The sequence below is a fragment of the Rugamonas fusca genome (genome assembly GCF_014042365.1).
Taxonomy (GTDB): domain Bacteria; phylum Pseudomonadota; class Gammaproteobacteria; order Burkholderiales; family Burkholderiaceae_D; genus Rugamonas; species Rugamonas fusca.
The window spans coordinates 67692-92515 of record NZ_JACEZS010000013.1 but is presented as its reverse complement, the minus strand read 5'-3'; the positions used below and the strand labels follow the sequence as shown (position 1 = coordinate 92515).

General features: G+C 65.1%; 21 protein-coding genes. 4 read left to right on the top strand and 17 right to left on the bottom strand.

Annotation, left to right across the window (positions count from 1 at the left end):
• Nucleotides 1-101: 101 nt before the first annotated feature.
• The 3 genes from H3H36_RS15980 to H3H36_RS15970 form a co-directional block, all read right to left on the bottom strand.
• A complete protein-coding gene (locus H3H36_RS15980) occupies nt 102-1556 on the bottom strand; it encodes an aspartate aminotransferase family protein (RefSeq protein WP_182219089.1) in 1455 nt (484 codons plus the stop codon).
• Between the two features lie 56 nt (nt 1557-1612).
• Entirely contained in the window at nt 1613-2983 is a 1371-nt protein-coding gene (locus tag H3H36_RS15975) for a glutamine synthetase family protein (RefSeq protein ID WP_182219088.1), read from the bottom strand.
• A gap of 114 nt (nt 2984-3097) precedes the next feature.
• Nucleotides 3098-3862, bottom strand: coding sequence for a gamma-glutamyl-gamma-aminobutyrate hydrolase family protein (locus tag H3H36_RS15970; RefSeq protein ID WP_182219087.1), 765 nt, complete (start codon nt 3860-3862; stop codon nt 3098-3100).
• 440 nt (nt 3863-4302) lie between these two features.
• Here H3H36_RS15970 and H3H36_RS15965 point away from each other — a divergent pair, with 440 nt between their 5' ends.
• Nucleotides 4303-4497: a hypothetical protein gene (locus H3H36_RS15965; RefSeq protein ID WP_182219086.1), complete on the top strand. Its 195-nt coding sequence runs from the start codon at nt 4303-4305 to the stop codon at nt 4495-4497.
• 9 nt (nt 4498-4506) lie between these two features.
• Nucleotides 4507-5961, top strand: a complete 1455-nt coding sequence (gabD, locus tag H3H36_RS15960; protein WP_182219085.1) for an NADP-dependent succinate-semialdehyde dehydrogenase — start codon at nt 4507-4509, stop codon at nt 5959-5961.
• A 58-nt stretch (nt 5962-6019) separates the two neighbouring features.
• Here gabD and H3H36_RS15955 read toward each other — a convergent pair whose 3' ends face one another.
• The 4 genes from H3H36_RS15955 to H3H36_RS15940 all read right to left on the bottom strand — a co-directional run bounded on the left by H3H36_RS15955 (nt 6020) and on the right by H3H36_RS15940 (nt 10435).
• Nucleotides 6020-6865: an ABC transporter permease gene (locus H3H36_RS15955; RefSeq protein WP_182219084.1), complete on the bottom strand. Its 846-nt coding sequence runs from the start codon at nt 6863-6865 to the stop codon at nt 6020-6022.
• Nucleotides 6862-7788, bottom strand: coding sequence for an ABC transporter permease subunit (locus tag H3H36_RS15950; protein ID WP_182219083.1), 927 nt, complete (start codon nt 7786-7788; stop codon nt 6862-6864). Before H3H36_RS15950 ends, H3H36_RS15955 begins: the two co-directional genes overlap by 4 nt.
• Before the next feature lie 13 nt (nt 7789-7801).
• Nucleotides 7802-8950 carry an ABC transporter ATP-binding protein gene (locus H3H36_RS15945; RefSeq protein ID WP_182219082.1) on the bottom strand — a complete coding sequence of 383 codons (1149 nt, stop codon included), beginning with the start codon at nt 8948-8950 and terminating at the stop codon, nt 7802-7804.
• Between the two features lie 114 nt (nt 8951-9064).
• On the bottom strand, nt 9065-10435 hold the full coding sequence (locus tag H3H36_RS15940; protein ID WP_182219081.1) for a glutamine synthetase family protein: 1371 nt from the start codon (nt 10433-10435) through the stop codon (nt 9065-9067).
• 107 nt (nt 10436-10542) lie between these two features.
• On the opposite strand from H3H36_RS15940, the gene H3H36_RS15935 reads away from it, so the two are divergent.
• A complete protein-coding gene (locus H3H36_RS15935) occupies nt 10543-10830 on the top strand; it encodes a CopG family ribbon-helix-helix protein (RefSeq protein ID WP_182219080.1) in 288 nt (95 codons plus the stop codon).
• Nucleotides 10831-10832: 2 nt separating this feature from the next.
• Entirely contained in the window at nt 10833-11234 is a 402-nt protein-coding gene (locus tag H3H36_RS15930) for a type II toxin-antitoxin system RelE/ParE family toxin (protein ID WP_182219079.1), read from the top strand.
• Here the strand turns inward: H3H36_RS15930 and H3H36_RS15925 are convergent.
• From H3H36_RS15925 to dnaJ, 10 genes are all read right to left on the bottom strand, one after another.
• The gene (locus H3H36_RS15925; protein ID WP_182219078.1) at nt 11179-13905 is read right to left on the bottom strand and encodes a nitrate reductase; all 2727 of its coding nucleotides are present in this window, start codon (nt 13903-13905) and stop codon (nt 11179-11181) included. The two genes, H3H36_RS15930 and H3H36_RS15925, sit on opposite strands and share 56 nt — an antisense overlap.
• 28 nt (nt 13906-13933) lie before the next feature.
• On the bottom strand, nt 13934-15145 hold the full coding sequence (locus H3H36_RS15920) for an NAD(P)/FAD-dependent oxidoreductase (protein ID WP_182219077.1): 1212 nt from the start codon (nt 15143-15145) through the stop codon (nt 13934-13936).
• On the bottom strand, nt 15142-15489 hold the full coding sequence (gene nirD / locus H3H36_RS15915) for a nitrite reductase small subunit NirD (protein WP_182219076.1): 348 nt from the start codon (nt 15487-15489) through the stop codon (nt 15142-15144). The genes H3H36_RS15920 and nirD overlap by 4 nt, the downstream gene beginning before the upstream one ends.
• 24 nt (nt 15490-15513) lie before the next feature.
• The gene (gene nirB, locus H3H36_RS15910) at nt 15514-18042 is read right to left on the bottom strand and encodes a nitrite reductase large subunit NirB (protein WP_182219075.1); all 2529 of its coding nucleotides are present in this window, start codon (nt 18040-18042) and stop codon (nt 15514-15516) included.
• A 27-nt stretch (nt 18043-18069) separates the two neighbouring features.
• Nucleotides 18070-19374 (bottom strand): MFS transporter, encoded by a 1305-nt coding sequence (locus tag H3H36_RS15905; RefSeq protein WP_182219074.1) that lies wholly within the window; start codon nt 19372-19374, stop codon nt 18070-18072.
• 510 nt (nt 19375-19884) lie between these two features.
• Complete coding sequence (gene cobA, locus H3H36_RS15900; RefSeq protein ID WP_182219073.1) at nt 19885-20655, bottom strand: uroporphyrinogen-III C-methyltransferase; 771 nt, start codon at nt 20653-20655, stop codon at nt 19885-19887.
• A gap of 10 nt (nt 20656-20665) precedes the next feature.
• A complete protein-coding gene (locus H3H36_RS15895) occupies nt 20666-21841 on the bottom strand; it encodes a CmpA/NrtA family ABC transporter substrate-binding protein (protein ID WP_229219937.1) in 1176 nt (391 codons plus the stop codon).
• A gap of 275 nt (nt 21842-22116) precedes the next feature.
• A complete protein-coding gene (locus H3H36_RS15890) occupies nt 22117-22740 on the bottom strand; it encodes an ANTAR domain-containing response regulator (protein ID WP_182219071.1) in 624 nt (207 codons plus the stop codon).
• 146 nt (nt 22741-22886) lie between these two features.
• The gene (gene can / locus H3H36_RS15885; RefSeq protein ID WP_182219070.1) at nt 22887-23564 is read right to left on the bottom strand and encodes a carbonate dehydratase; all 678 of its coding nucleotides are present in this window, start codon (nt 23562-23564) and stop codon (nt 22887-22889) included.
• 109 nt (nt 23565-23673) lie between these two features.
• Complete coding sequence (dnaJ, locus tag H3H36_RS15880) at nt 23674-24801, bottom strand: molecular chaperone DnaJ (RefSeq protein WP_182219069.1); 1128 nt, start codon at nt 24799-24801, stop codon at nt 23674-23676.
• Nucleotides 24802-24824: the final 23 nt, after the last annotated feature.

The window sequence follows — 24824 nt, the reverse complement described above, 5'->3', positions numbered from 1 at the left end:
CCGGGACGGGCCTTTCAAGCCCCCCCGGCGGCAACGCATAGTTTAACTTCTCCCCGTGCCCTGGTGTCGCCAGTCAACGGCGCGGCCACGGGCGCCGCGCGTCATACCCAACCGCGCCGCTTGATGTCGTCGTACGTCAGGTCCAGGCAATGGCGGATCAGCGCCACCATCTCGTCGATCTGCGCACGCGTCATCACCAGCGGCGGCGCGATGATCATGCGGTCGCCCACGGCGCGCATGATCATGCCGTTGTTGAACATGTAGCCGCGGCACACCATGCCCACGCTGAGCGCTGCGTCGAACGGCACGTTCTCGTGCACGGTGGCGCCCTTGCTGCGCACCAGGTTCAGGCCCGCCACGAAGCCGCAGCTGCTGGTGTAACCCACCAGCGGATGGTCGCCCAGCGTGGCGAAGCGCTCTTTCAGGTAAGGCCCCGTCTCCTCGCCCACGCGCCGCACCAGTTGCTCCGCTTCGATAATGCGGATATTCTCCAGCGCGGCGGCGCACGCCACCGGGTGGCCCGAATACGTGAAGCCGTGATTGAATTCGCCGCCCTGCCCGATCAGCACGTTGGCCACGCGGTCGCCTACCAGCACGCCGCCCAGCGGCACGTAGCCGGAGGTGACGCCCTTGGCGAAGGTGATCAGGTCGGGACGGATGCCGAACAGCTCGGAGGCGAACCACTTGCCCAGCCGGCCGAAGCCGCAGATCACTTCGTCGGCGATCAGCAAAATGCCGTACTTGTCGCAGATGCGCTGGATCTCTGGCCAGTAGGTGGCCGGCGGGATGATCACGCCGCCGGCGCCCTGCACCGGCTCGCCGATGAAGGCGGCCACCTTGTCGGCGCCCAGTTCCAGGATCTTGTCCTCCAGCCAGGAGGCGGCCTTGATGCCGAATGCGTCCTCCGTCATGCCCTGCCCCGCTTCCAGGTAGTTGGGCTGGCCGATGTGGACGATGCCGGGAATCGGCAGGCCGCCCTGGGCGTGCATGCCGTCCATGCCGCCCAGCGAGGCGCCGGCCATGGTGCTGCCGTGGTAGGCGTTGTGGCGGCTGATGATGGTGTGGCGCTCCGGGTAGCCCAGCAGGTCCCAGTAGCGGCGCACCATGCGCACATTGGTGTCGTTGCCCTCCGAGCCGGAGCCCGTGTAGAACACGTGCTGGAAGCCCGGTGGCGCGATCGCGGCCAGCTTGGTGGCCAGCTGCACGGCCGGCACGTTGGTGGTGTTGAAGAAGCTGTTATAGAACGGCAGCGTCTCCATCTGGCGGTACACAGCTTCCGAGATGCTGGTGCGGCCGTAGCCGACGTTGACGCACCACAGGCCGGACATGCCATCCAACACCTTCTTGCCCTGCGAGTCCCACAGGTAGATGCCGTCGCCGCGCACCATCACGCGGGCGCCGTTTTCGTTGAGCTGCTTGAAGTCGGTGAACGGGTGCAGGTAGTGGGCCGAGTCCATTTTCTGGATCGCCGCCGTGTCGTACAGTTCATTGCGGGCGGCGGCGGCCTGCACCGATGCCACCAGTGCGGCGCTGGGCGCCAGTGGATTTGAAGACATGATGATCCCTATCTCAAGTGTGTCGAATGCGCGTGCTGCCGATGGTGGCCGGCAACTTACACATGCAGCAGCAAGTGCTCGCGTTCCCAGGGGCTGATGACGGTCATGAACTCCTGGTGCTCCAGGTCCTTGATGGCCGCATACACGTCGATAAAGCGGTCGCCCAGCACCGTGCGCAGCTTGTCCTCGGCGCGCAGCGCGTGCAGCGCTTCGGGCAGGCCTTGCGGCAGCTCGAACTTGAGGTCGTAGGCGCTGCCCTCGGTGATCGGGGTCGGCTCCAGCTGGTCCACCATGCCCAGGTAGCCGCACGCCAGCGTGACGGCCAGCGCCAGATAGGGGTTGGCGTCGGCGCCGATGATGCGGTTTTCCACGCGGCGGTCCTGCACCCCCGACTCGGGGACGCGGAAGCCCACGGTGCGGTTGTCCATGCCCCACTGGATGTTGATGGGGGCGGCCGTGTGGCGCACGATGCGGCGGTAGGAGTTCACGTACGGCGCCACGATCGCCATGGCCGACGGCATGTAGCGCTGCAGGCCGCCGATGTAGTGCTTGAAGATGGGCGCGGCCGAACCATCGGGCGCGCTGAAGATGTTCTGGCCCGTCTTGATGTCGATCACGCTCTGGTGCACGTGCATGGCCGAACCGGGTTCGCCCGCCATCGGCTTGGCCATGAAGGTGGCGTACATGTCGTGCTTGAGGGCCGCCTCGCGCAGCGTGCGCTTGAAGAAGAACACCTTGTCGGCCAGGCCCAATGGGTCACCGTGCAGGAAGTTGATCTCCATCTGGCCCGCGCCGATTTCGTGGATCAGCGTGTCCACGTCCAGGTTCATCATGTCGCAGTAGTCGTAGATGTCCTCGAACAGGGGATCGAACTCGTTCACGGCGTCGATGCTGTACACCTGGCGCGTGGTCTCGGCACGGCCGCTGCGGCCGATGGGCGGTTTCAGCGGCAGGTCGGGATCGCTGTTCTTGGCCGTCAGGTAGAACTCCAGTTCCGGCGCCACCACGGGCTTCCAGCCACGATCGGCGTACAGCTTGAGCACGCGGCGCAGCACGGAGCGGGGCGCGAAATCGACCAGGCGGCCGTCGGCGAAATAGCAGTCGTGGATCACTTGCGCGGTGGGGTCGGCGGCCCATGGCACCATGGTGATGGTGGTGGGGTCGGCCTTCAGGATCATGTCGCGGTCGGTACTGGAAATGGCGCGGTCGTAGGCCATGTCCTCGGTCGGATAATTGCCCGTCACGGTCATGCCCAGCACGGCCTCGGGGATGCGCATGCCGCGCTCCTGCGTGAATTTGCCGCGCGGGAGGATTTTGCCGCGCGCCACGCCCGTCAGGTCGGGCACCAGGCATTCGATTTCCGTCACCCGTTTCTCGTTGAGCCACAGGTCCATGTCGGTGTACGTGAAGTTCTCGCGTATTGCCATTTGATTCTCTCGTCAGTCTTGATCTTGCGCGGCACGGTCTCTTACGCCGCGCGCTTATGGTCGTGCGTGGACGGGGACACTAAGGGACCCGTCGCGACCACAGTTCGTAGGTCTTCATGCGCCTCTCCCTGCTTTGCTTTGATAGATCCGGCATGCCTGGCCAAAGGCCAGGAACATTTTCTGAGAATCGGGGTTGTGCTCCAGGCGCCACTCCGGGTGCCATTGCAGCGCCAGCGTGAAGCCGGGGGCGTCGGCCACGCTATAGGCTTCCACCAGGCCGTCCCCGGCGCGCGCCTCCACCTGCAGGCCCGGCGCCAGCGTGGCGATACCCTGGCCATGCAGCGAGTTGACGTCGATCTCGGTGGCGCCTTCGAGGATGCGCGACAGGCGGCCGCCCTGCTCGAGCCGCACACGGTGCGACGGCGCATATTGTTCTTCCAGCGACAGGTGCTTGGGCTCGCGGTGGTCGCGCATGCCTTCCACTTCGTGCACGGCCTGGTGCAGCGTGCCGCCCAGCGCCACGTTCACTTCCTGGAAGCCACGGCAAATGGCCAGCAGCGGCAGGCCGCGCGCCAGCGCGGCGCGGATCAGCGGCAGCGTGGTGGCGTCGCGCGCCGGGTCCAGCGGCAGGCTGGGGTCGCGCAGTTCCTGGCCATACAGGCTGGCGTGCACGTTGGAGGGGGAGCCGGTCAGCATGATGCCGTCGGCCACGGCCAGCACGGCTTGCAGGTCGGTCGCCTCGCCCAGCGCGGGCAGGATCAGCGGCTGGCAGCCGGCGCCGGCGGCCACGGCGTCCACGTATTTGCGTTGCGCCGTGTGGTTGGGGTGGACGCCGACCTGGTTGATACAGGCCGGCACGATCACGATGGGGCGATGCATATTGTCTGGTCTCGTTGCTAGTCTTCGCATGGGCGGCGTTTCCGCTACCGTATGCCCGGATGGACTGGAACCACTCTGCCGCAACAACTTGTTCCTATATTACTTGTTGCGCCACGACTTGCTGGCACAATTTTCCCATTTTCGCTTCCGTTTGCATGAAATTTGATTAATCATAGGCGGAAATGGGACTCATGGTGAGCACCACTTGTTGAATTCGGTTGGAACCACCGGCACAAGGCTGAGTCACCCGCATCCGATCGGCTGGCGCAAACCCTGGCCCAACCCGACCTCCATCCGCGCCTGCCGCAACAGCGCCGCCGGTACGAGGCGGCCAAGGCCGTCAGCCACCAGCAACTGCTGGGGGCCCACTATCACCCGATGGCCGTGCCGCCATGCGCCGACGTGCGCGGCCCCCCCCCCCTACGACGGTCGCGGTAGAATTGAATCAGCCGGGCACGCACACGCCCGACATGGACGACACCAAGCGCCTGCGGCCACGGCGGGGCCTGATCCCGCCAGCCTGCCGCGTGTACGGCAACGTGGTGCGCGTCCTGTTCCCGCTGACTATCGGCGACGCGCTGTCTGATGAGGCTCCCGGCATCCTGGAGCCGGCCATGCGCGCCGCCCCACACTGAAAGGCTGCCATGCTTACACTGAACGATCCGGCGCTGCTGCGCCAGCAATGCTATATCAACGGCGAGTGGTGCGACGCGGATAATGGCGCCACCGTCAACGTCATCAACCCGGCCACCGGACAGACGGTCGGCACCATCCCCCACATGGGCGCGGCCGAGACGGCGCGCGCCATCGACGCGGCCAACCGCGCCTGGCCCGCGTGGCGCAGGAAGTCGGCCAAGGAACGGGCCGCCGTGCTGCGCAAGTGGCATGACCTGATGCTGGAACACGCCGACGACCTGGCCCTGATCATGACCACGGAACAGGGCAAGCCGCTGGCCGAAGCCAAGGGCGAGATCGGCTACGCCGCCTCGTTCATCGAATGGTTCGCGGAGGAAGGCAAGCGGGTCAGCGGCGACACCATGCAGTCGCCGTGGCCGGACCGCCGCATCGTCGTCACCAAGGAACCGATCGGCGTGTGCGCGGCCATCACGCCATGGAACTTCCCGTCGGCCATGATCACGCGCAAGGTGGGTCCGGCGCTGGCCGCCGGTTGCCCCATCATCGTCAAGCCGGCCGAACTGACGCCGTTCTCGGCGCTGGCGCTGGCCGTGCTGGCCGAGCGGGCCGGCATGCCGGCCGGTGTGTTCAGCGTGCTGACGGGCGACGCGCGCGCCATCGGCGGCGAGATGACGAGCAATCCCGTGGTGCGCAAGTTGAGCTTCACCGGCTCCACGGCCGTGGGCCGCCTGCTGATGCAGCAATGCGCTCCCACCATCAAGAAGCTGTCGCTGGAACTGGGCGGCAACGCGCCGTTCATCGTGTTCGACGATGCCGACCTGGACGCGGCCGTGGAAGGCGCCATCGCCTCCAAGTACCGCAACGCCGGCCAGACCTGCGTGTGCGCCAACCGCCTGTATGTGCAGGACGGGATCTACGACGCATTCGCCGCCAGGCTGGTGGCGGCCGTAGCCAGGCTCAAAGTGGGCAATGGCGTGGAGCCGGGCGTGACGCAAGGGCCGATGATCGAGGAGAAGGCCGTCATCAAGGTCGAGGAACATGTGGCCGACGCGCTGGCCAAGGGTGGCCGCCTATTGGCCGGTGGCCAGCGCCACGCGCTGGGCCACAGCTTCTTCCAGCCCACCGTGATCGCCGACGTGACGCCGGACATGCTGGTGGCCAAGGAAGAAACCTTCGGCCCGCTGGCGCCGCTGTTCCGCTTCAGGACGGACGAGGAAGTGATCGCCATGGCCAACGACACGGAGTTCGGCCTGGCCGCCTACTTCTACTCGCGCGACATCGGCCGCATCTGGCGCGTGGCCGAAGGGCTGGAAAGCGGCATGGTGGGGGTGAACACGGGACTGATCTCGAACGAGATCGCGCCGTTCGGCGGGGTCAAGCAATCGGGCCTGGGGCGCGAAGGCTCCAAATACGGCATCGAGGACTACCTGGTCATCAAGTACATCTGCATGGGCGGGATTTAGGCGGTCCTTCCCGAAGGGTCAGACTCTCGCACCAAGGCGGGGAGTCTGACCTCGTTGCCTATTCCGATTTAGCGGCGGCAGCCACCTGTTTCTGGCGTTGCCGCTCCATGCGCGCCATCCACAGGCTCGATGCGACCACGGCCACCGACACCACCAGGATGGTCAGCGCCGCCACGGCGTTCACGCGCGGATCGAGGCCCAGGCGGGCGCGCGAGAAGATCACGATCGGCATGGTCGAGGAACCGGGGCCGGACAGGAAGGCCGACAGCACCACGTCATCGAGCGACAGCGTGAACGTGAGCAGCCACGCCGAACCGAGCGCCTGCGTGATATTGGGCAGCGTGACGAGGAAGAACACCTGGTAGGGCTTGCACCCCAGGTCCATGGCCGCTTCCTCCAGCGACTTGCTCATCTCCTGCAGGCGCGACTGCACCACCACCGTCGCGTAGGCCATGCCCAACAAGGTGTGCCCCAGCCAGATCGTCAGCAAGCCCCGCTCCGGCACGCCGAACGTCTTCTGGGCCAGCACCAGCATCAGCAGCAACGACAGGCCGATGATCACTTCCGGCATCACCAGTGGCGCGCTCACCATGCCCGAGAACAGCGTGCGGCCGTGGAAGCGCTGGTAGCGGTTCAGCACGAACGCGGCGAAGGTGCCCAGCGTGACGGAGGCGAACGCCGTCAGCACGGCGATCCGCAGCGACAGCCCGAAGCCGGAGATGATCTCCGTATCGTTCATCAGCGCCGCATACCATTGGGTCGAGAAGCCGCTCCACACCATGTCCTGGCGCGAGCTGTTAAACGAGAACACCACCAGCACCACGATGGGCAGGTACAGGAACACGTAGCCCAGCGACAGCCAGCCGCGCCCGAACCACCGTTGGAGGAAACTCTGTCCGTTCATGCGCGCCCCGCCATCTGTTGCTCCGCCTTGTATTTATTGAAGATCGCCATCGGCACCAGGATCAGCAGGATCACCACCACCGTCACGGACGACGCCATCGGCCAGTCGTTATTGGTGAAGAATTCGTCCCACAGCACGTGGCCGATCATCAGCGTTTCCGGGCCGCCCAGCAGTTCGGGAATCACGTATTCGCCCACGGCCGGAATGAACACCAGCATGGAACCGGCGATGATGCCCGACTTCGACAGCGGCACCGTGATGCGCCAGAACGCCTGCATGGGCGTGGCGCCCAGGTCGGCCGCCGCTTCCAGGTAGCGCAAGTCCATTTTCACCAGGTTGGCGTACAGCGGCAGGATCATGAACGGCAGGTAGGCGTACACCATGCCGATGATGAGCGAGAACTGGGTGTTCATCATGTGCAGCGGTTCCGTGATGGCGCCCATGCTGATCAGGAAGTGATTGAGGATGCCGTTGTTGGCCAGGATGCCCTTCCATGCATAGATCCGCAGCAGGAAGGAGGTCCAGAACGGCAGCATCACCATCATCAGCAACACCGGCCGCACGGTGGATTTGGCGCGCGCCATGAAGTAGGCGAACGGGTAGCCGATCAGCAGGCACAGGACGGTCGTGATGGCGGCGAACTTGATCGAGCTGAGGTAGGTCAGCACGTACAAATCGTCCTGCGCGATGAACAGGTAGTTCGAGATTTTCAGCTTGAACGTGATCACGCCGTCCACCAGCGTCATCAGGGTGCCGAACGGGTTGGTGGCGTCCGGTTCCGTGAAGCTGATGCGCATCACGATCAGGAACGGCACCAGGAAGGCGCCCACCAGCCAGAGGAACGGCACGGCGATCACGAGACGGCGCCCCGTGATCCAGCGCAGCGTGATGAGGCGCAGCAGCTTGTTGAGCAAGGTCGTCATGGCACGCTCCGCGTCAGCTGGTCAGCACGACGACGTCGGCGCCATCCCACCACGCGTAGACGCGCTGGTCGCGGCGCAAGGCGGTTTCGTCATGGCGGGCCGCGTTGGTGCGCGAGACTTTCAGCTCCATGCCGCTGTCGAGCTTCACATGGTAACGCGTGGTGTTGCCGAAGTAGGCCATGGCCGTGATCGTGCCCTGCACGCAGTTGTAGCCATGCTCGCCGGGGTGGGCGCGTTGTTCGGCCGTCGGCGCTTGCACCTGCAGACTGATCTTCTCCGGCCGCACGGCCACCGACACCGGCATGTCATCCGTGCCCGTGATGCCGTGGGTGACGTAGTGCCGGCATTCGGGCGTGTCGATCATCACATGGTCGGGCTGGTCCTCCACCACGCGGCCGTCGAACAGGTTGACGCTGCCGATGAAGTCAGCCACGAAGCGGCAGTTGGGCGTCTCATAAATCTCGCCTGGCTTGCCCACCTGGAGGATGCGGCCTTCGCTCATGATGGCGATGCGGGTGGCCATGCTCATGGCTTCGTCCTGGTCGTGCGTCACCATCACGCACGTCACGCCGACCTGCTCGATGATGTTGACCAGTTCCATCTGGGTGCGCTCGCGCAGCTTCTTGTCCAGCGCGCCCAAGGGTTCGTCCAGCAGCAGCAACTGCGGGCGCTTGGCCAGGCTGCGCGCCAGCGCCACGCGCTGCTGCTGGCCGCCCGACAGCTGGTGCGGCTTGCGCTTGCCGTAAGCCTTCAGCTGCACCAGGTCCAGCATCTGGTCCACGCGCTGCGCCACCTCGTCCTTGGGCAGGCCGTCGCGGCGCAGGCCGAAGGCGATGTTGTCCCACACGGTCAGGTGCGGGAACAGCGCGTAGGACTGGAACATCATGTTGATGGGACGCTGGTACGGCGGCACGTTGATGATGTCCTTGCCGGCCAGTTCGATCTGGCCCGAGGTGGGCGTCTCGAAGCCGGCCAGCATGCGCAGCAGAGTCGATTTGCCGCAGCCGGAGCTGCCCAGCAGGGCGAAGATCTCGCCCTTGTCGATCGCGACCGACACGTCGTTGACGGCCCTCACGCCATCGAATTCCTTGACCAGGTTACGTATCAACAGAAAAGGCTGGCCGGATTCGCCTTTGGCGGCGGCAGGTCGGTCTATGGTCATAGTGTCGAAATGTAAAATTTATAAGAAAGACAGCGTATGGCAAGCCGGTCGCGGGCCGCCGTTGTGGACAACCCGTGATTATAGATGGAGCGCGGGGGATGGGGAATCAGCCTGTCAAACATGCAGCAGCAAATGCTCACGCTCCCACGGGCTGATGACGGTCATGAATTCGCGGTGCTCCAGTTCCTTGATGGCCGCGTACACGTCGATGAAGCGCTCGCCCAGCACATCGCGCAGCCGCTCCTCGGCGCGCAGCCGCTGCAGCGCCTCGGGCAGGCCCTGCGGCAGCTCCAGCGGGTGGTTGTAGGCGCTGTCGACCGTCATCGGCGTCGGTTCGATCTGCTCGATCATGCCCAGGTAGCCGCAAGCCAGCGTGACGGCCATCGCCAGGTAGGGATTGGCGTCGGCGCCGATGATGCGGTTTTCCACGCGCCGCTCCTGCACGCCGGAGATGGGCACGCGGAAGCCCACGGTGCGGTTGTCCATGCCCCACTGGACGTTGATGGGCGCGGCCGTATGGCGCACGATGCGGCGATACGAATTCACGTATGGCGCCATGATGGCCATGCAGGCCGGCGTATAGCGCTGCAGGCCGCCGATGTAGTGGCGGAACAGCGTGGATGGCGCACCGTCCGCGTCACTGAAGATATTGCGGCAGGTGGCCGCATCGGCCACGCTCTGGTGCACGTGCATGGCCGAACCGGGCTCGCCGCCCATGGGCTTGGCCATGAAGGTGGCGTACATCTTGTGCTTGAGGGCCGCTTCGCGCAACGTGCGCTTGAAGTAGAACACCTTGTCGGCCAGCGCCAGCGCATCGCCGTGCTGGAAATTCAGACCCATCTGGCCGGCGCCCGTTTCGTGGATCAGGGTGTCCACGTCCAGGTTCATCATGTCGCAGTAATCGTAGATGTCCTCGAACAGCGGGTCGAATTCGTTGACGGCGTCGATACTGTAGACCTGGCGCGACGTTTCGGCGCGGCCGCTGCGGCCCACGGGCGCCTTGAGCGGCAGGTCGGGGTCGATATTCTGCTCGGTCAGGTAGAACTCCAGTTCCGGCGCCACCACGGGCTTCCAGCCCTTGTCCGCATACAGCTTGAGCACGCGGCGCAGCACGGAACGGGGCGCGAAATCGACCAGCGTGCCGTCGGAAAAATAGCAGTCGTGGATCACCTGCGCCGTAGGGTCGGTGGCCCACGGCACGGTGGTGATGGTGGTGGGGTCGGCCCGCAGGATCATGTCGCGGTCGGTGCTGGAGATGGCGCGGTCGTAGGCCGCATCCTCGGTCGGGTAGTTGCCCGTCACCGTCATGCCCAGCACGGCCTCCGGGATGCGCATGCCACGATCCTGCGTGAACTTGGTGCGCGGCAGGATCTTGCCGCGCGCCACGCCCGTCAGGTCGGGCACCAGGCATTCGATTTCGGTAACGCGTTTATCGTTGAGCCACTGATCCATGTCGGCATCAGTGAAATTGTCGCGGATGGGCATTTGTACTCTCGACAGGCATGATCTGGCGATCGATGAGCTAATTTACCATATTTCAAAAAGCCACATTTCGGGTTTGTGCTACATTTGTCGTACTCTCGGAGGCTCCCATGTCCACCACGACCACGATCCGCTTGCCGGCAGAATTGAAGGCAAGGATCGCCAGCGCCGCCGAGCGCGCCGGCAAGACCACACACAGCCTGATACTGGAGGCGATCACGGAGAAAGCCGAGCAGGAAGAGCAGCGGGCCAGCATGAACGCCGAGGCGGACGCGCGCTTTGCCAACATTGTCGCCTTCGGCCAGACCATACCGTGGGCCGACATGCGGCGCTATCTTGAGGACCGCATTGCCGGCCAGCCGGCAACTCCGCCTACAGCAAAGAAGCCGCCCGGCTAACCATGGCGCAGATAGAACTTGCACCTGAAATTGCCGAGGACTATCGCATCCTTGCATACCAGGCGCAGTATCAAGTCGTCGATGGCCCCGCCCGCATCATGGAAATCGTTCATGCGATCGATGTTCTGGCACACAACCCACTGATCGGCAGACCGGCTGCCAATGGTAAACGCGAACTGGTGATCGGACGCCGAGGACATGGCTACGTGGCCCTCTACCGATGTGTGGAAGCCTTCGACACGGTGTTTGTTCTCGCCGTGCGTAGTCAGCGCGAGGCAGGTTATGCGCGCTCCCAAAGTCGGCCATCCCGAATTCGCCTTAAACGGCCGATGAGTTGCATCTCCTTTGTCAGGCAGCCCGCTCCTCCGCCACCGCCACCCGCGTTTCCACCAGCAGCTTCTTGATCTCCGGGACGCAGGAGCCGCAGTTGCCGCCCGCCTTCAGGCACGCCGTCACCTGCGCCACCGTCTGCAGATCCTGCTGCACGATGGCGTTGCAGATGGTGTTGCGGCCCACGCCGAAGCACGAGCACACGGTCGGTCCCGTGTCGGCGCCCTTCTCCACCGGCTGCCCCACCAGCAGGCCCACGCGGTCGATCTCGCTCAATTGCTCCTTGGAGAACAGGCCGGCCAGCCAAGCGCGCGATGGCATGTCCTGGCGCGGCGACAGGAAGATGCACTGGTCGATCCGGTCGTCCACCAGGTGCACGGCGCGGTACACGCCGGCGCTGCGGTCTTCGTATTCCAGCCAGTCGGCCTGTTCGCCCTGCACGCCCAGCAGGTTGCGCGCCCAGCTGGCGAAATCGGCGATGCTCTGGCGCCCGGCCAGTTCGTAGCGGGCGAAGTCGCGGCCCTGGATGCGGGTCCAGTGGGCCACGCTGTCGAGATTGAGCTCGCGCCGGCTCAGGATGAAGCCGTGCCAGTTCAGGCGGAACTGCTCCACCCGCACCGGCGTGTGCTTGAATTCCGGTTCGCCCGACACGGGATCGACCACCGGATTCACCAGCGCGCCCACGCGCGCGTCGGACGCCGTCTGGCCGTTCCAGTGGATGGGGATGAACACGCTGCCGCGCGCGATGCCGCCGCCGTGCTGCACGCGCGCCACCATCGAGCCCCAGGCCGTGCTGATGCGCGCCAGTTCGCCGGCGCGCACGCCGTGCAGCAGCGCGTCCTGCGGGTGCATGTCGACGAACGATTCGGCAACGTGGTCGGCCAGCTTGGGCGCCTTGCCGGTGCGCGTCATGGTATGCCAGTGGTCGCGCACGCGGCCCGTGTTGAGCGCCAGCGGATAGTCTTCGCAGATCGTGTTGACGGGCAGGCGGGGCACGACGGCGATGAAGCGCGCCTTGCCGTCCGCGTGGGCGAAGCGGCCGTCGCCGAACAAGCGAGCCTGGCCCAGCAGGTCGCCGGATTCCAGCCGCGTGACCGGCCACTGCACGGGTTCCAGCGCGTCGTAGCCTTGCTGGCCCAGGCCGGCCAGCGCGCCGATGTTGAACGCGCGCGGCACGTCGTCGGCCGTGTTGCGATAGCCGCTCAGGCGCGCGTGTTCATCGAAAATCTCATGCGCGCTGTTGAAGTCAAAACCTTCGTAGCCCATGCGCTGGGCGAAGCGGCACAGGATCTGCCAGTCGGGCAGCGCCTCGCCCGGCGCCGGCAGGAAGGCGCGCTGGCGCGAGATGCGGCGCTCGGAATTGGTGACCGTGCCATCCTTCTCGCCCCAACCCAACGCCGGCAACAGCACGTGGGCGCAGGCGTTGGTGTCGGTGTTCTGCATGATGTCGGTGGCCACCACCAGTTCGCACTTTTCCAGCGCGCGGCGGGCCTGGTCGGCGTCCGGCAGGCTGACCAGCGGATTGGTGGCGATGATCCACACGGCCTTGACCTTGCCATCCTCGATGGCGCGGAACAGGTCCACCGCCTTCAGGCCGGCCTTGTCGGCCATGCGCGGCGATTGCCAGAACGTTTGCACCAGCTCGCGGTGCTCGCCGCGCTCGAGATCCATGTGGGCGGCCAGCATGTTGGCCAGCCCACCCACTTCGCGCCCGCCCATGGCGTTGGGCTGGCCCGTGATCGAGAACGGCCCCATGCCGGGCTGGCCGATGCGCCCGCCGAGCAGGTGGCAGTTGATGATGCTGTTGACCTTGTCCGTCCCGGCCGAGGACTGGTTCACGCCCATCGAGAACGCCGTCACCACCCTGGCGGTGGCGGCAAACGATTTGTAGAACTCCAGCAGCACCGGCAGTTCGATGCGGCATTTACGGGCCACGGCGGCCGGATCGGCGCAATCGACGTCGGCCGCGGCCACCGCCTCGGCCATGCCGTTGGTGTGGCGCGCGACGAATTCAGCATCCACCGCGCCGTTGCGGGCCAGGTAGCTGAGCAGGCCGTTGAACAGCCACACGTCCGTGCCCTGCTTGACCGACAGGTGCAGGTCGGCCAGTTCGCAGGTGGCCGTACGGCGCGGGTCGATCACCACCAGCTTCACGTGCGGGCGGGTTTCCTTGATGCGGGCGATGCGCTGGAACAGGATGGGATGGCACCAGGCCGTGTTGGAACCCACCAGCACCACCATGTCGGCCAGTTCCAGGTCTTCATAGCTGACCGGCACCAGGTCTTCGCCGAATGCGCGCTTGTGGCCAGCCACCGCCGACGACATGCACAGGCGCGAGTTGGTGTCGATATTGGCGCTGCCCACGTAGCCCTTCATCAGCTTGTTGGCGATGTAGTAGTCCTCCGTCAACAACTGGCCCGACACGTAAAACGCCACCGCGTCCGGCCCGTGTTCGGCGATGATGTCCTGCCACTGCCCGGCCACGCGGTCCAGCGCCGCATCCCACGACACCTGGCGCAGCGCGCCATTCTCGCGTACTTGCGGATGCAGCAGGCGGCCTTCCAGTCCCAGCGTTTCGCCCAGGGCCGAGCCCTTGACGCACAGTTTGCCGAAGTTGGCCGGATGGTTGCTATCGCCGGCGATATCAGTACCGCCGTCGCCCTTGGGCGTGGCCTTGACGCCGCAGCCCACGCCGCAATAAGCGCAGGTCGTGCGGACCGAGAGAGGTTCGAGAGACAGGTTCACAATCAGTTCCAGTTCAGGCGTTGCCAGTTCAGGCGGCGGCGCACAGCGCTTCGCCGAACAGCAGATGATGGCGGATAGGCCCGATGTCGGTGCCTTTCTGGATCAGGCCAAAGTACCACGGCCCGTCTTGCACATCGCCGTACAGCACGGCGCCGGCGATGCGGTTGTCCTTCAATACGAGGCGCTTGTAGACACCGCGCTTGGCGTCGCGCAGCACCAGGTCTTCGCTGCCTTCGCCGCCGATGAAGTCGCCCACCGAGTACAGGTCCACGCCCGTCACCTTGAGGCGGGTGGGCGAGGTTTGCTGCACGTAGCGGCGGTGGCCGGCGCCGGCCAGGTGGGCGCCGCACACGCGCGCCTGTTCCCAGATCGGCGCCACCAGGCCGAAGGTGGCGCTGCGGTGCTGCACGCATTCGCCCACGGCGTACACGCGCGGATCGTAGGTCTGCAGCGTGTCGTCCACCACGATGGCGCGTTCGCAGTGCAGGCCCGAAGCCTTGGCCAGTTCGATGTTGGGACGCACGCCGGCCGTCATCACCACCAGGTCGGCCGGGATCTCGGTGCCGTCCTTGAAGCGCACGCCGGTCACGCGGTCCGGTCCGACGATGGCTTCCGTCTGGGCGCTCAGCATGAAGCGCAGGCCCTTCACTTCCAGCGCCTTTTGCAGCAGCTGGGCGGCGGGCTTGTCGAGCTGCTGGTTCATCAGCGCGTCCGTCACGTGCACCACCGTCACTTCCATTCCCTGGCGCAGCAGGCCGTTGGCCGCCTCCAGACCCAGCAGGCCGCCGCCGATCACCACCGCGTGGCGATGATTGCGCGCCGCTTCCAGCATGGTTTCCACGTCCTGGATGTCGCGGAACGCGATCACGCCCGGCAGGTCGTGGCCCGGCACGGGAATGATGAAGGGTTTGGAGCCGGTAGCCAGCAGCAGCCGGTCGTAGCGCACTTCGAGTCCGGAGGCGGCGCGCACCACGCGCTTGCGGCGGTCGATGTGCACGACCGGATCGCCCGCATGCAGCGTGACGCCGTGGTCCACATACCACTGGCGCGTGTGCAGCATGATGTCGTCGATGCTCTTTTCGCCGGCCAGCACGGGCGACAGCAGGATGCGGTTGTAGTTACCGTGCGGCTCGGCGCCGAACACGGTGATGTCGTACATGTCGGGCGCCAGCTTCTGCAGCTCCTCCACGGTGCGCATGCCCGCCATGCCGTTGCCGATGACAACCAGCGCCGGTTTCATAAACCTACCCAGACCTTTCCGCCCTCAACGCGGGCGGGATAGGTGGCCACCGAGTGCTCGGGCGATTCCAGGCATTCGCCCGTTTGCAGGTCGAAGTGCTGCTTGTAGATGGGCGAGGCGACCACGATGCGCTCACCCAGGTTGCCCACCAGGCCGCGCGAGAGCACGGCGGCGTGCGAGTTGGGGTCGTAGTTCTCGATGGCGAACACGCGCGGGCCGCCGTCGTCCACATGGAACACGGCGATCTGGGTATCGTTGAGCAGGGCGCAGACGCCGGTGTTGGGCACGATCTCGTCGAGCGCGCAAACGGAAATCCAGTTATCGGTTTGAATGTCGCGGTGCATGGTGTTCTCCTTTAGCTTGACGGGTTAGGCTGCTTTGACTGCGATGGGAATCACGCGCTGGCGTTCTTCCGGCGTGGCCGGACGGATCTGGCCCCGTTCCTCCATGAACAACACGTTCTGGTCGGCCTGGTCGCTGTTGACGAAGTGGCGGAAGCGCTTGCGGGTTTCCGGATCTTCCACGGCGGCCTTCCATTCGCATGCGTAGGTGTTGACCACGTGCTGCATGTCCGCTTCCAGCTCGGCGGCGATGGCCAGCTTGTCGCCGATGATGACGTCCTTCAGGTAATCGAGGCCGCCTTCGAGGTTGTCGCGCCATACGCTGGTGCGCTGCAGGCGGTCGGCCGTGCGGGTGTAGAACATCAGGAAGCGGTCGATGTAGCGCACCAGCGTGGCCTTGTCCAGGTCGGAGGCCAGCAGTTCGGCGTGGCGTGGCTTCATGCCGCCGTTGCCGCACACGTACAGGTTCCAGCCCTTCTCGGTGGCAATGATGCCCACGTCCTTGCCCTGCGCCTCGGCGCACTCACGGGTGCAGCCGGACACGCCGAACTTGATCTTGTGCGGGGTGCGCAAGCCCTTGTAGCGGTTCTCCAGTTCGATGGCCAGGCCGACGGAATCGTCCACGCCATAACGGCACCAGGTCGAGCCCACGCACGATTTGACGGTGCGCAGCGACTTGCCGTAAGCGTGGCCCGATTCGAAACCGGCCGCGATCAGTTCTTCCCAGATCAGCGGCAGCTGCTCGACGCGGGCGCCGAACAGGTCGACCCGCTGGCCGCCCGTGATCTTGGTGTACAGGCCGTACTTCTTGGCCACGGTGCCCACGGCGATCAGGCCATCGGCCGTCACTTCACCGCCGGCCATGCGCGGCACGACGGAGTAGGTGCCATCCTTCTGGATGTTACCGAGGAAGTAGTCGTTGGTGTCCTGCAGGCTGGCATGCTCCTTCTTGAGCACGAAGTCGTTCCAGCACGAGGCCAGGATGCTGGCCGCCAGCGGCTTGCACACGTCGCAGCCCAGGCCCTTGCCGTGCTGCTTGAGCAGGTCGGCGAAGGTGGTGATCTTGCCGACGCGGATCAGGTGGAACAGCTCCTGGCGCGAGTACGGGAAGTGCTCGCACACGTGGTTGTTGACGGCCATGCCCAGCTTCTTCATTTCCGACTTCATGATCTGGGTCACCAGCGGCACGCAGCCGCCGCAGGCCGTGCCGGCGCCGGTGCAGGACTTGAGCTCACCGATGCTGGTGGCGCCGCCGCCCACGGCGTCGCACAACGTGCCCTTGGAAACGGCGTTGCACGAGCAGATCTGGGCGCTTGCCGGCAGCGCATCCACGCCCAGGCCGGGCTTGGCCTTGCCGTCGGACTGCGGCAGGATCAGGAATTCGGGCGACTCGGGCAGCTCGATTTTGTTGAGCATCATTTGCAGCAGGGTGCCGTATTCGCTGGCGTCGCCCACCATCACGCCGCCCAGCAGGTATTTGCCGCAGTCGGACACGACGATCTTCTTGTAGATCTGCTTGCGCTCATCCGTGAACTGGTAGGAGCGGCTGCCTTCCACCTTGCCGTGCGGGTCGCCGATGCTGGCCACGTCCACGCCCATCAGTTTGAGCTTGGTGCTCATGTCGGCGCCCGTGAACTCGGCTTCGTGCTCGCCCAGCAGGTGCTTGGCGGCGATGCGGGCCATGTCGTAGCCGGGCGCCACCAGGCCGAACACCTGGCCGTTCCACAGCGCGCATTCGCCGATGGCGTAGATGTTCGGGTCCGAGGTCAGGCACTGGTTGTTGATCGAGATGCCGCCGCGCGGGCCGATGGCCAGGCCGCACTCGCGCGCCAGGTGGTCGCGTGGGCGGATGCCGGCCGAGAACACGATCATGTCCGTGTCCAGGTGGCTGCCGTCGGCGAATTCCATGCGGTGGGTGCCCGCTTCGCCATCGACGATGGCGGTGGTGTTCTTGCCGGTGTGGACGGTCACGCCCAGGTCTTCGATCTTCTGGCGCAGCACGCGCGCACCGGCATCGTCGACCTGCACCGCCATCAGGCGCGGCGCGAATTCGACCACGTGGGTTTCCAGGTTCATGTCACGCAGGGCTTTCGCGCATTCGAGGCCCAAGAGGCCGCCGCCGATCACCACGCCCGTCTTGGAGCGCTTGCCGCAGGCGAGCATGCCTTCCAGGTCTTCGATGGTGCGGTAGACGAAGCAATCCTTGCGGTCCTTGCCCGGCAGTTGCGGCACGAAGGGATAGGAGCCGGTGGCCATTACCAGCTTGTCGTACTCCAGCACTTCGCCGCTGCGCACGGTGACCGTCTTGGCCGCGCGGTCGATGGCGACCGCGCGGGTGTTCAGCTTGAGCAGCAGGTTGCCGCGTTCAAAAAAGCCGGGCGGCACCAGCGACAGCTGCTCGGCCGTGGTTCCGGAAAAATACTCGGACAGGTGAACGCGGTCGTAAGCCGGACGTGGCTCTTCGGACAGCACGGTCACGTGCAGGTCGCTGCTGTCACCCAGCGTTTCCAGGAATTTTTGGCCGACCATGCCGTGGCCGATGACGATGATTTTCATGATGCGGTTCCTTATGCTCGATTACTCTTATGCTGCGATCTTGGAGGGCATGGACGCCGTTTCCATGGCTTCGCTGGAGAAGCGGGCCGCCAGTGCGCACAGTGCGGATACGGCCACCAGTACGCCCAGCACGCCCAGGGTTTGCTGCGTGTTGCCCAGGCCCTTCATCAGGAAGCCAGCCGCCACGGCGCCCACGTTGCCGCCGGCGCCGATGATGCCGGCCACGCCGCCCAGGGCGCGCTTGTCGACGAAGGGCACCAGCGCGTAGGTGGCGCCGCAAGCCATGTGGGTGAACAGGCCGAAGGTCAGCATGGCGATCACGGCATAGGTGGCGCCGCTGGCGTTGGCGAACCACAGCAGGCCGGCGCCTTCGCCGATCATCATCACGAACAGCAGCGTGACGCGACTGTTCAGGTCACCGCGCAGTGCGGCCTTGTCGGACACCCAGCCGCCCAGGGCGCGGGCGAACAGGGCCAGCAGGCCGAAGCTGCCGGCGGCCAGGCCGGCCGATTTGACAGAGAAGCCGAAGTGGTCGACGTAGTAGATGGCGGCGATGTTGTGGATGAAGATCTCGATGCCGAAGCAGGCGCCGTAGGTGACGAACAGCAGCCACACGCGGTGGTTGGTGGCGGCCAGTTTGAAGCTGTCCCAGCCGCCCTTCTTGCCGCCTTCAATGGGGATGCCGGCGGCGCGCATGTCGGCGTAGTTACCTTCCGGGCAGTCCTGGGTGTAGCGGTAGTAGATGCCGGCCATGATGATCATCAGCACGCCCGGCACGATCAGGGCAGCGCGCCAGCCCATGGTTTCGCTGACGCCGGCCATGACCATGGCGCCCATCAGCAGCGGCATGGCCGCCTGCGCCGCGCCACCACCGGCGTTGCCCCAGCCGGCGGCGGCCGCGTTGGCCGTGCCCACCACTTTCGGCGCGAACATGACCGAGGTGTGGTACTGGGTGATCACGAAGCTGGCGCCGACGGCGCCGATGCCGAGGCGGAACATCAAGAAGCTTTCATAGCTCTGGGCGAAGGCCACGCCGATCACGGGGATGGCGCCCAGCAGCAGCAGGCCGGTGTAGGTCTTGCGCGGGCCGAAGTGGTCGCACAGCGGGCCGACGATCAGTCGCACCAGGATGGTGATGGCGACGGCGGCGATGTTGATGTTGGCGATCTGCGCCACGCTGAGGTTGAACTCGCCTTTAATGACAGGCATCAGCGGTGCGCAAGCGAACCACGCGAAGAAGCAGACGAAGAACGCCATCCAGGTCAGGTGGAAGGCCCGCATCGGCGGGGTGGAGATCGAGAAAAGCTTGATGCTGTTAGCTTTGCTGGTCATGTTTATTTTCCCGTTAAGAAAACGCAAACGGCGCCCGCCCACTCAGGTCGAAAGACCAGGTTGGGCGGACGCCGTTGTCCTGCCGGTCCGTCGTTAGACCGGCGAAATGTGGTGGGGATCGCCTTTGATCCCTTACCTTAGCTATTGCAAGAGCTGTGCCAGCTGTATCGGCAGGGCGCCACAGGGGGAAAAGCGCGCAAAGCGTTGCCACAGGGCCAGATCGGGCGGGAATGGTGCGATGTTGCGGTGCAGCGACGCACGCTAACGGTGCGCGAGCAGTGCCCAAAACCGGACAAGCAGAAAAAATGAGGACGCACAATTTCCCCGAAAGAAAATCGGGGACGTAACACCATTTTCCCTTGCAGCATTGATCTATGGGAAAACCGTGTTACGTCCCCGATTTTGGTTTTTGGAAAAACGGGGGGAGGGCGGACGGAAAATGGGGACGGAGCATCATTTCCTTGGAAATGATGCTACGTCCCCATTTTTCATCCCCATTTTCCGCGGCCGTCAGCAGGCGGCCATGGCCAGGCCGGGTTGCGCGAGCTGCGCTTGCCAGTCGTCGGCGCAGCGCACGACGTCGCCGATGACGATGATGCTGGGGCTGCCCAGGCCGCTCGCGCGCAGCGCGGCCGGCAGCTCGCCCAGCGTGGTGAGCAACTGGCGCTGGGCGCGGCAGGTGGCCGATTGCACCACGGCCACCGGCGTGGACGGGTCGGCGCCGCCGCCCAGCAGGCCGGCCTGGATCGCCTCGCAACGGGCCACGCCCATGTACACCACCAGCGTCAGCTTGCTTTGGGCCAGCGCCGCCCAGTTCGGTTCGGACGCGGCATCCTTGCCGTGGCCCGTGACGAACACGGCGCCCTGGCTCCAGGACCGGTGCGTGAGCGGCACGCCCAGCGTGCCCGGCGCGGCCAGCCCGCTGCTGATGCCGGGCACCACCTCGACGGCGATGCCGTGCGATTTCAGCGTGGCCCGTTCCTCGCCGCCGCGGCCGAACAGGTAGGGATCGCCGCCCTTCAGGCGCACCACGTGGTGGCCGGCGCGCGCTTCAGCCACCATCAGGCGTTCGATGAATTCCTGCGGCGTCGATTCGCAGCCGCCGCGCTTGCCCACCTGGATCACGCGCGCCCTGGGTGCGTGCACCAGGATGTCCGGATTCACCAGGTCGTCGATCAGCACCACGTCGGCGCGGGCGATGGCTTTCACGGCCTTGATGGTCAACAGGTCCGGGTCGCCGGGACCGGCGCCCACCAGGGTGACACTGCCTTGCTCATTCATGGTGCTCTCCTCAAAAAGTCGCAGCTTCGGCCGGGGCCTGGGCCCGGTGCCGTATCGGGAACGCGGCGGCGTAAGCGCGCGGGTCGCGGCCATCCCACACGATGCCGTCCATCAGCTTGGAACTGCGCAGCATGCTGTCGGGCACGGGCGTGCCGCTCATCTCGGCGGCCTGGCGGTACAGGCCGATCTGGTGCACATGGCTGGCCACGGCCAGGTATTCGGGGTCGCGCGTGATCAGGCCCCAGCGCCGCAGCTGGGTCATGAACCACATGCCGTCCGACAGGTAGGGGAAGTTGGCGGCGCCGTTGGCGTGAAATTGCAGGCAATACGGGTCTTGCCAGTTCTTGCCCAGGCCATTCTCGTAATGGCCCAGCGCACGCGGCGCGATCACGTCGCGGCTGGTGTTGACGTAGCCGTGGCCGGCCAGGATTTCCAGTGCGGCCAGCTTGTTGGCCGGCGATGCTTCTATCCACTTGCCCGCATCCAGCACGGCCGCCACCAGCGCGCGGCAGGTGTTGGGGTGATGCTTGACGAAGGCGGCCGTGGTGCTCAGCACTTTTTCCGGATGGTCGGGCCAGATCTGCTGGCTGGTGGCGGCCGTGACGCCCACGCCATCGGCCACGGCACGGTGGCCCCAGGGTTCGCCGGCGCAAAAGCCATCCATGTGGCCGGCGCTCAGGTTGGCCACCATCTGCGTGGGCGGCACCGTGATCACGCGCGCGTCGCGGATCGGGTCCACGCCGTGCGCGGCCAGCCAATAGTACAGCCACATGGCATGGGTGCCGGTGGGGAAGGTCTGGGCGAAGGTGTAAGTGCGCGGCGCACCCTGCATCAGCGCAGCCAGCGAGGGGCCGTCCACGGCGCCCTGCTCGGCCAGCCGGCGCGACAGGGTGATGGCCTGGCCGTTGCGGTTCAAATTCATCAGGATGGCCATGTCCTTCTGCTGCCAGCCCACGCCGAGCTGGGCGCCGTAGACCATGCCGTACAGCAGGTGGGCGGCATCCAGCTCGCCGCTGACGAGCTTGTCGCGCACGCCGGCCCACGAGGCTTCCTTGCGCAGCACGATCTTGATGCCGTATTTTTCGTCCATGCCCAGCACGGACGCCATGACCACGGTGGCACAGTCGGTCAGCGGATTGAAGCCGATCTTGACGGTTTGCTTTTCCGGTTTCAGTCCGCCGCTCATGGCCGCGCTCCGGTTGGCTGGGTTCGCATGTTGGTGCGTATCATCGCAGTGCTCTCCATCGACAAATAAAAAGGCGCCCTTCCCGCCGTGCTCGCTGGCATGCGGTGCAGACGCCCTTGTCTTGTGCAGCCCGGCCGCCATTGGCCGGACTCGCTATGCCATGGAGTGAGTGCAAGGACCATGCCATGCATTTGGGGCGATGTGGGCGCAGTTCAGCCCGTGAAATGCCGGAAAAAACGCACTGTTTTTGTGCCGCGCACCATTCTGGACGGCCTTCAGCCCAGCAAGTCCTCGACGTCGAGGATGCGCTGCGCGATTTCGGCCAGCTTGAGGTTCTTGTTCATGGCCATGTTGCGCAGCTTCTGGTAAGCCTGGTCTTCGGTGAGGCGGTGGCGCGCCATCAGCAAGCCCTTGGCGCGCTCGATCACCTTGCGCTCGGCCAGCTTGTGCTTGGTGTCGTTCAATTCCGTGAGCAGCTTTTGCTCCTGCTTGAAGCGGGCCAGCGCCACGTTGAGCACGGGCTTGATGCGGTCAGCCTTGAGGCCGGCGACGATGTAAGCGCTCACTCCGGCCCGCATGGCCTGTTCCATGGACTGTTCGTCCTCGCTTTCCGTGAACAGCACGATGGGGCGGCGTTCGTCGCGGGTGGCCACGACGATGTGTTCGAGCACGTCGCGCGCGTCCGATTCAGCGTCGATGATGATCATGTCAGGCTGCAGCTGGGCAATCTGGTCGGGCAGATACATGTCGGCCGGCAGCGAGGCGAGGATGTCATAACCGGCCTCCTGCAAGCCCTCGCGCAGGGCCTGGGCCCGTGCCGCTTGGGCGCGCTGGGCCACGTCGCCCGCGTTGGCGGCCGTGATGACGGTGTTGACGATGATGATACGGAGATTGCGCATGGCTGGTTCTGGTGGCAGCCGGGGATTCATGGCGTGCGAATGTTAAGCTTCATACATCCAGTATAAGCAAGAACCGCACCACGCGCTGGAGACAACGGGGGAGGCAGCGCGGGCGACCGGCGCCGCCGGTCGCCCGCGCAAACGGGTCAGGCCGGCTGCTCGCCGTACTTCTGCAGGCGGGCCGCCAGGCGTGGCGCCAGGTCGTCGCCAGACGTGACGGTCATTTCCAGGTCGTTCAGCAAGCCATCCTTGAGGCCGTAGACCCAGCCATGCACGGTCAATTCCTGGCCGCGGTCCCACGCATCCTGCACGATGGTGGTCTGGCACACGTTGACCACCTGCTCCACCACGTTCAGTTCGCACAGGCGTTCCGAGCGGGCGTTGGTGTTGAGCACGTCACCGAGGTAGCGCTCGTGCTTCTGGTGCACATCCTGCACGTGGCGCAGCCAGTTGTCGGCCAGGCCCACGCGGGTGCCCGTCATGGCCGCGTGCACGCCCTTGCAGCCATAGTGGCCCACGATGATCACGTGCTTGACCTTGAGCACGTCGATGGCGAACTGCAGCACGGACAGGCAGTTCAGGTCCGAGTGCACCACCACGTTGGCGATGTTACGGTGCACGAACACGTCGCCGGGCGCGAGGCCCAGCAGTTCGTTGGCGGGCACCCGGCTGTCGGAACAGCCGATCCACAGATATTCGGGCGAAGCCTGTTGCGCCAGGCGCTGGAAAAACTCGGGATCGCGATTGACCTCCGATTGGGCCCACTGGCGGTTGTTACGCAGCAGGTCTTGCAGGGGGGAATTACCGATCACTTGCTCGCTCATTTCGTCCTCTCTACATAATAAAACCGCCGTTCTGTCCCGGAGGGCATGGCGGCGGTCTGTCTGTGAACGCCGAAGCGTCCTGAATGTGTGGAGCGAATTCTACCTGAAATTACTCAAAGAAGTCTTTGACCTTGTCTTTCCAGGTTTTGCTCTGCGGGCTGTGCTTGGCACCGCCTTCGGTGGTGAGCTTCTCGAAGTCGCGCAACATTTCTTTTTGCTTTTCCGTCAACTTGACCGGGGTTTCCACGGCCACGTGGCAGAACAGATCACCCGCGTAACCGGAGCGCACGCCCTTGATGCCCTTGCCTTTCAAACGGAAGGTCTTGCCCGACTGGGTGCCTTCAGGAATCGTGAACGACACCTTGCCCGACAGCGTAGGCACTTCAATATCGCCACCCAGAGCCGCCTTGGCGAACGAGATCGGCATTTCGCAATGCAGGTCGTCGCCTTCGCGCTGGAACACCGGATGCGGCTTGATGTGGATTTCCACGTACAAGTCGCCCGACGGGCCGCCATTGGTGCCCGGCTCGCCGTTGCCGGACGAGCGGATGCGCATGCCGTTGTCGATACCGACCGGAATCTTCACTTCCAGCGTCTTGTTGCGCTTGATGCGGCCCGCGCCGCCGCAAGGCGAGCAAGGGTCGGTGATGATCTTGCCCGTGCCGTGGCACTTGGGGCAGGTCTGCTGGATGCTGAAGAAGCCCTGCTGCATGCGCACCTGGCCGTGGCCGCCGCAAGTGGAGCAGGTCGAGGGCGACGTGCCGGGCTTGGCGCCGGAACCGTGGCAAGTGTCGCACTTGTCCCACGACGGCACGCGGATCGTCGTGTCGAAGCCGTGCGCGGCCTGTTCCAGCGTGATTTCGAGGTTGTAGCGCAAGTCGGCGCCGCGGTACACCTGCGGGCCGGCATTGCGGCCGCGGCCGCCGCCACCGAAGATGTCGCCGAAGATGTCGCCAAACGCATCGCCGAAGCCGCCCGCGCCGCCGAAACCGCCACCGCCACCCATGTTGGGATCGACGCCGGCGTGACCATAGCGGTCATACGCTTCGCGCTTCTCCGGGTTGGTCAGCATCTCGTACGCTTCCTTGACTTCCTTGAACTTCTCTTCCGACTCTTTGCTGTCCGGATTGCGGTCCGGATGGTATTTCATCGCCAGTTTGCGATAAGACTTCTTGATCTCGTCTTCCGTGGCATTTTTTGCGACACCGAGTGTCTCGTAGAAATCACGCTTTGCCATGTTGTCGGCACCTTGCTGTATTT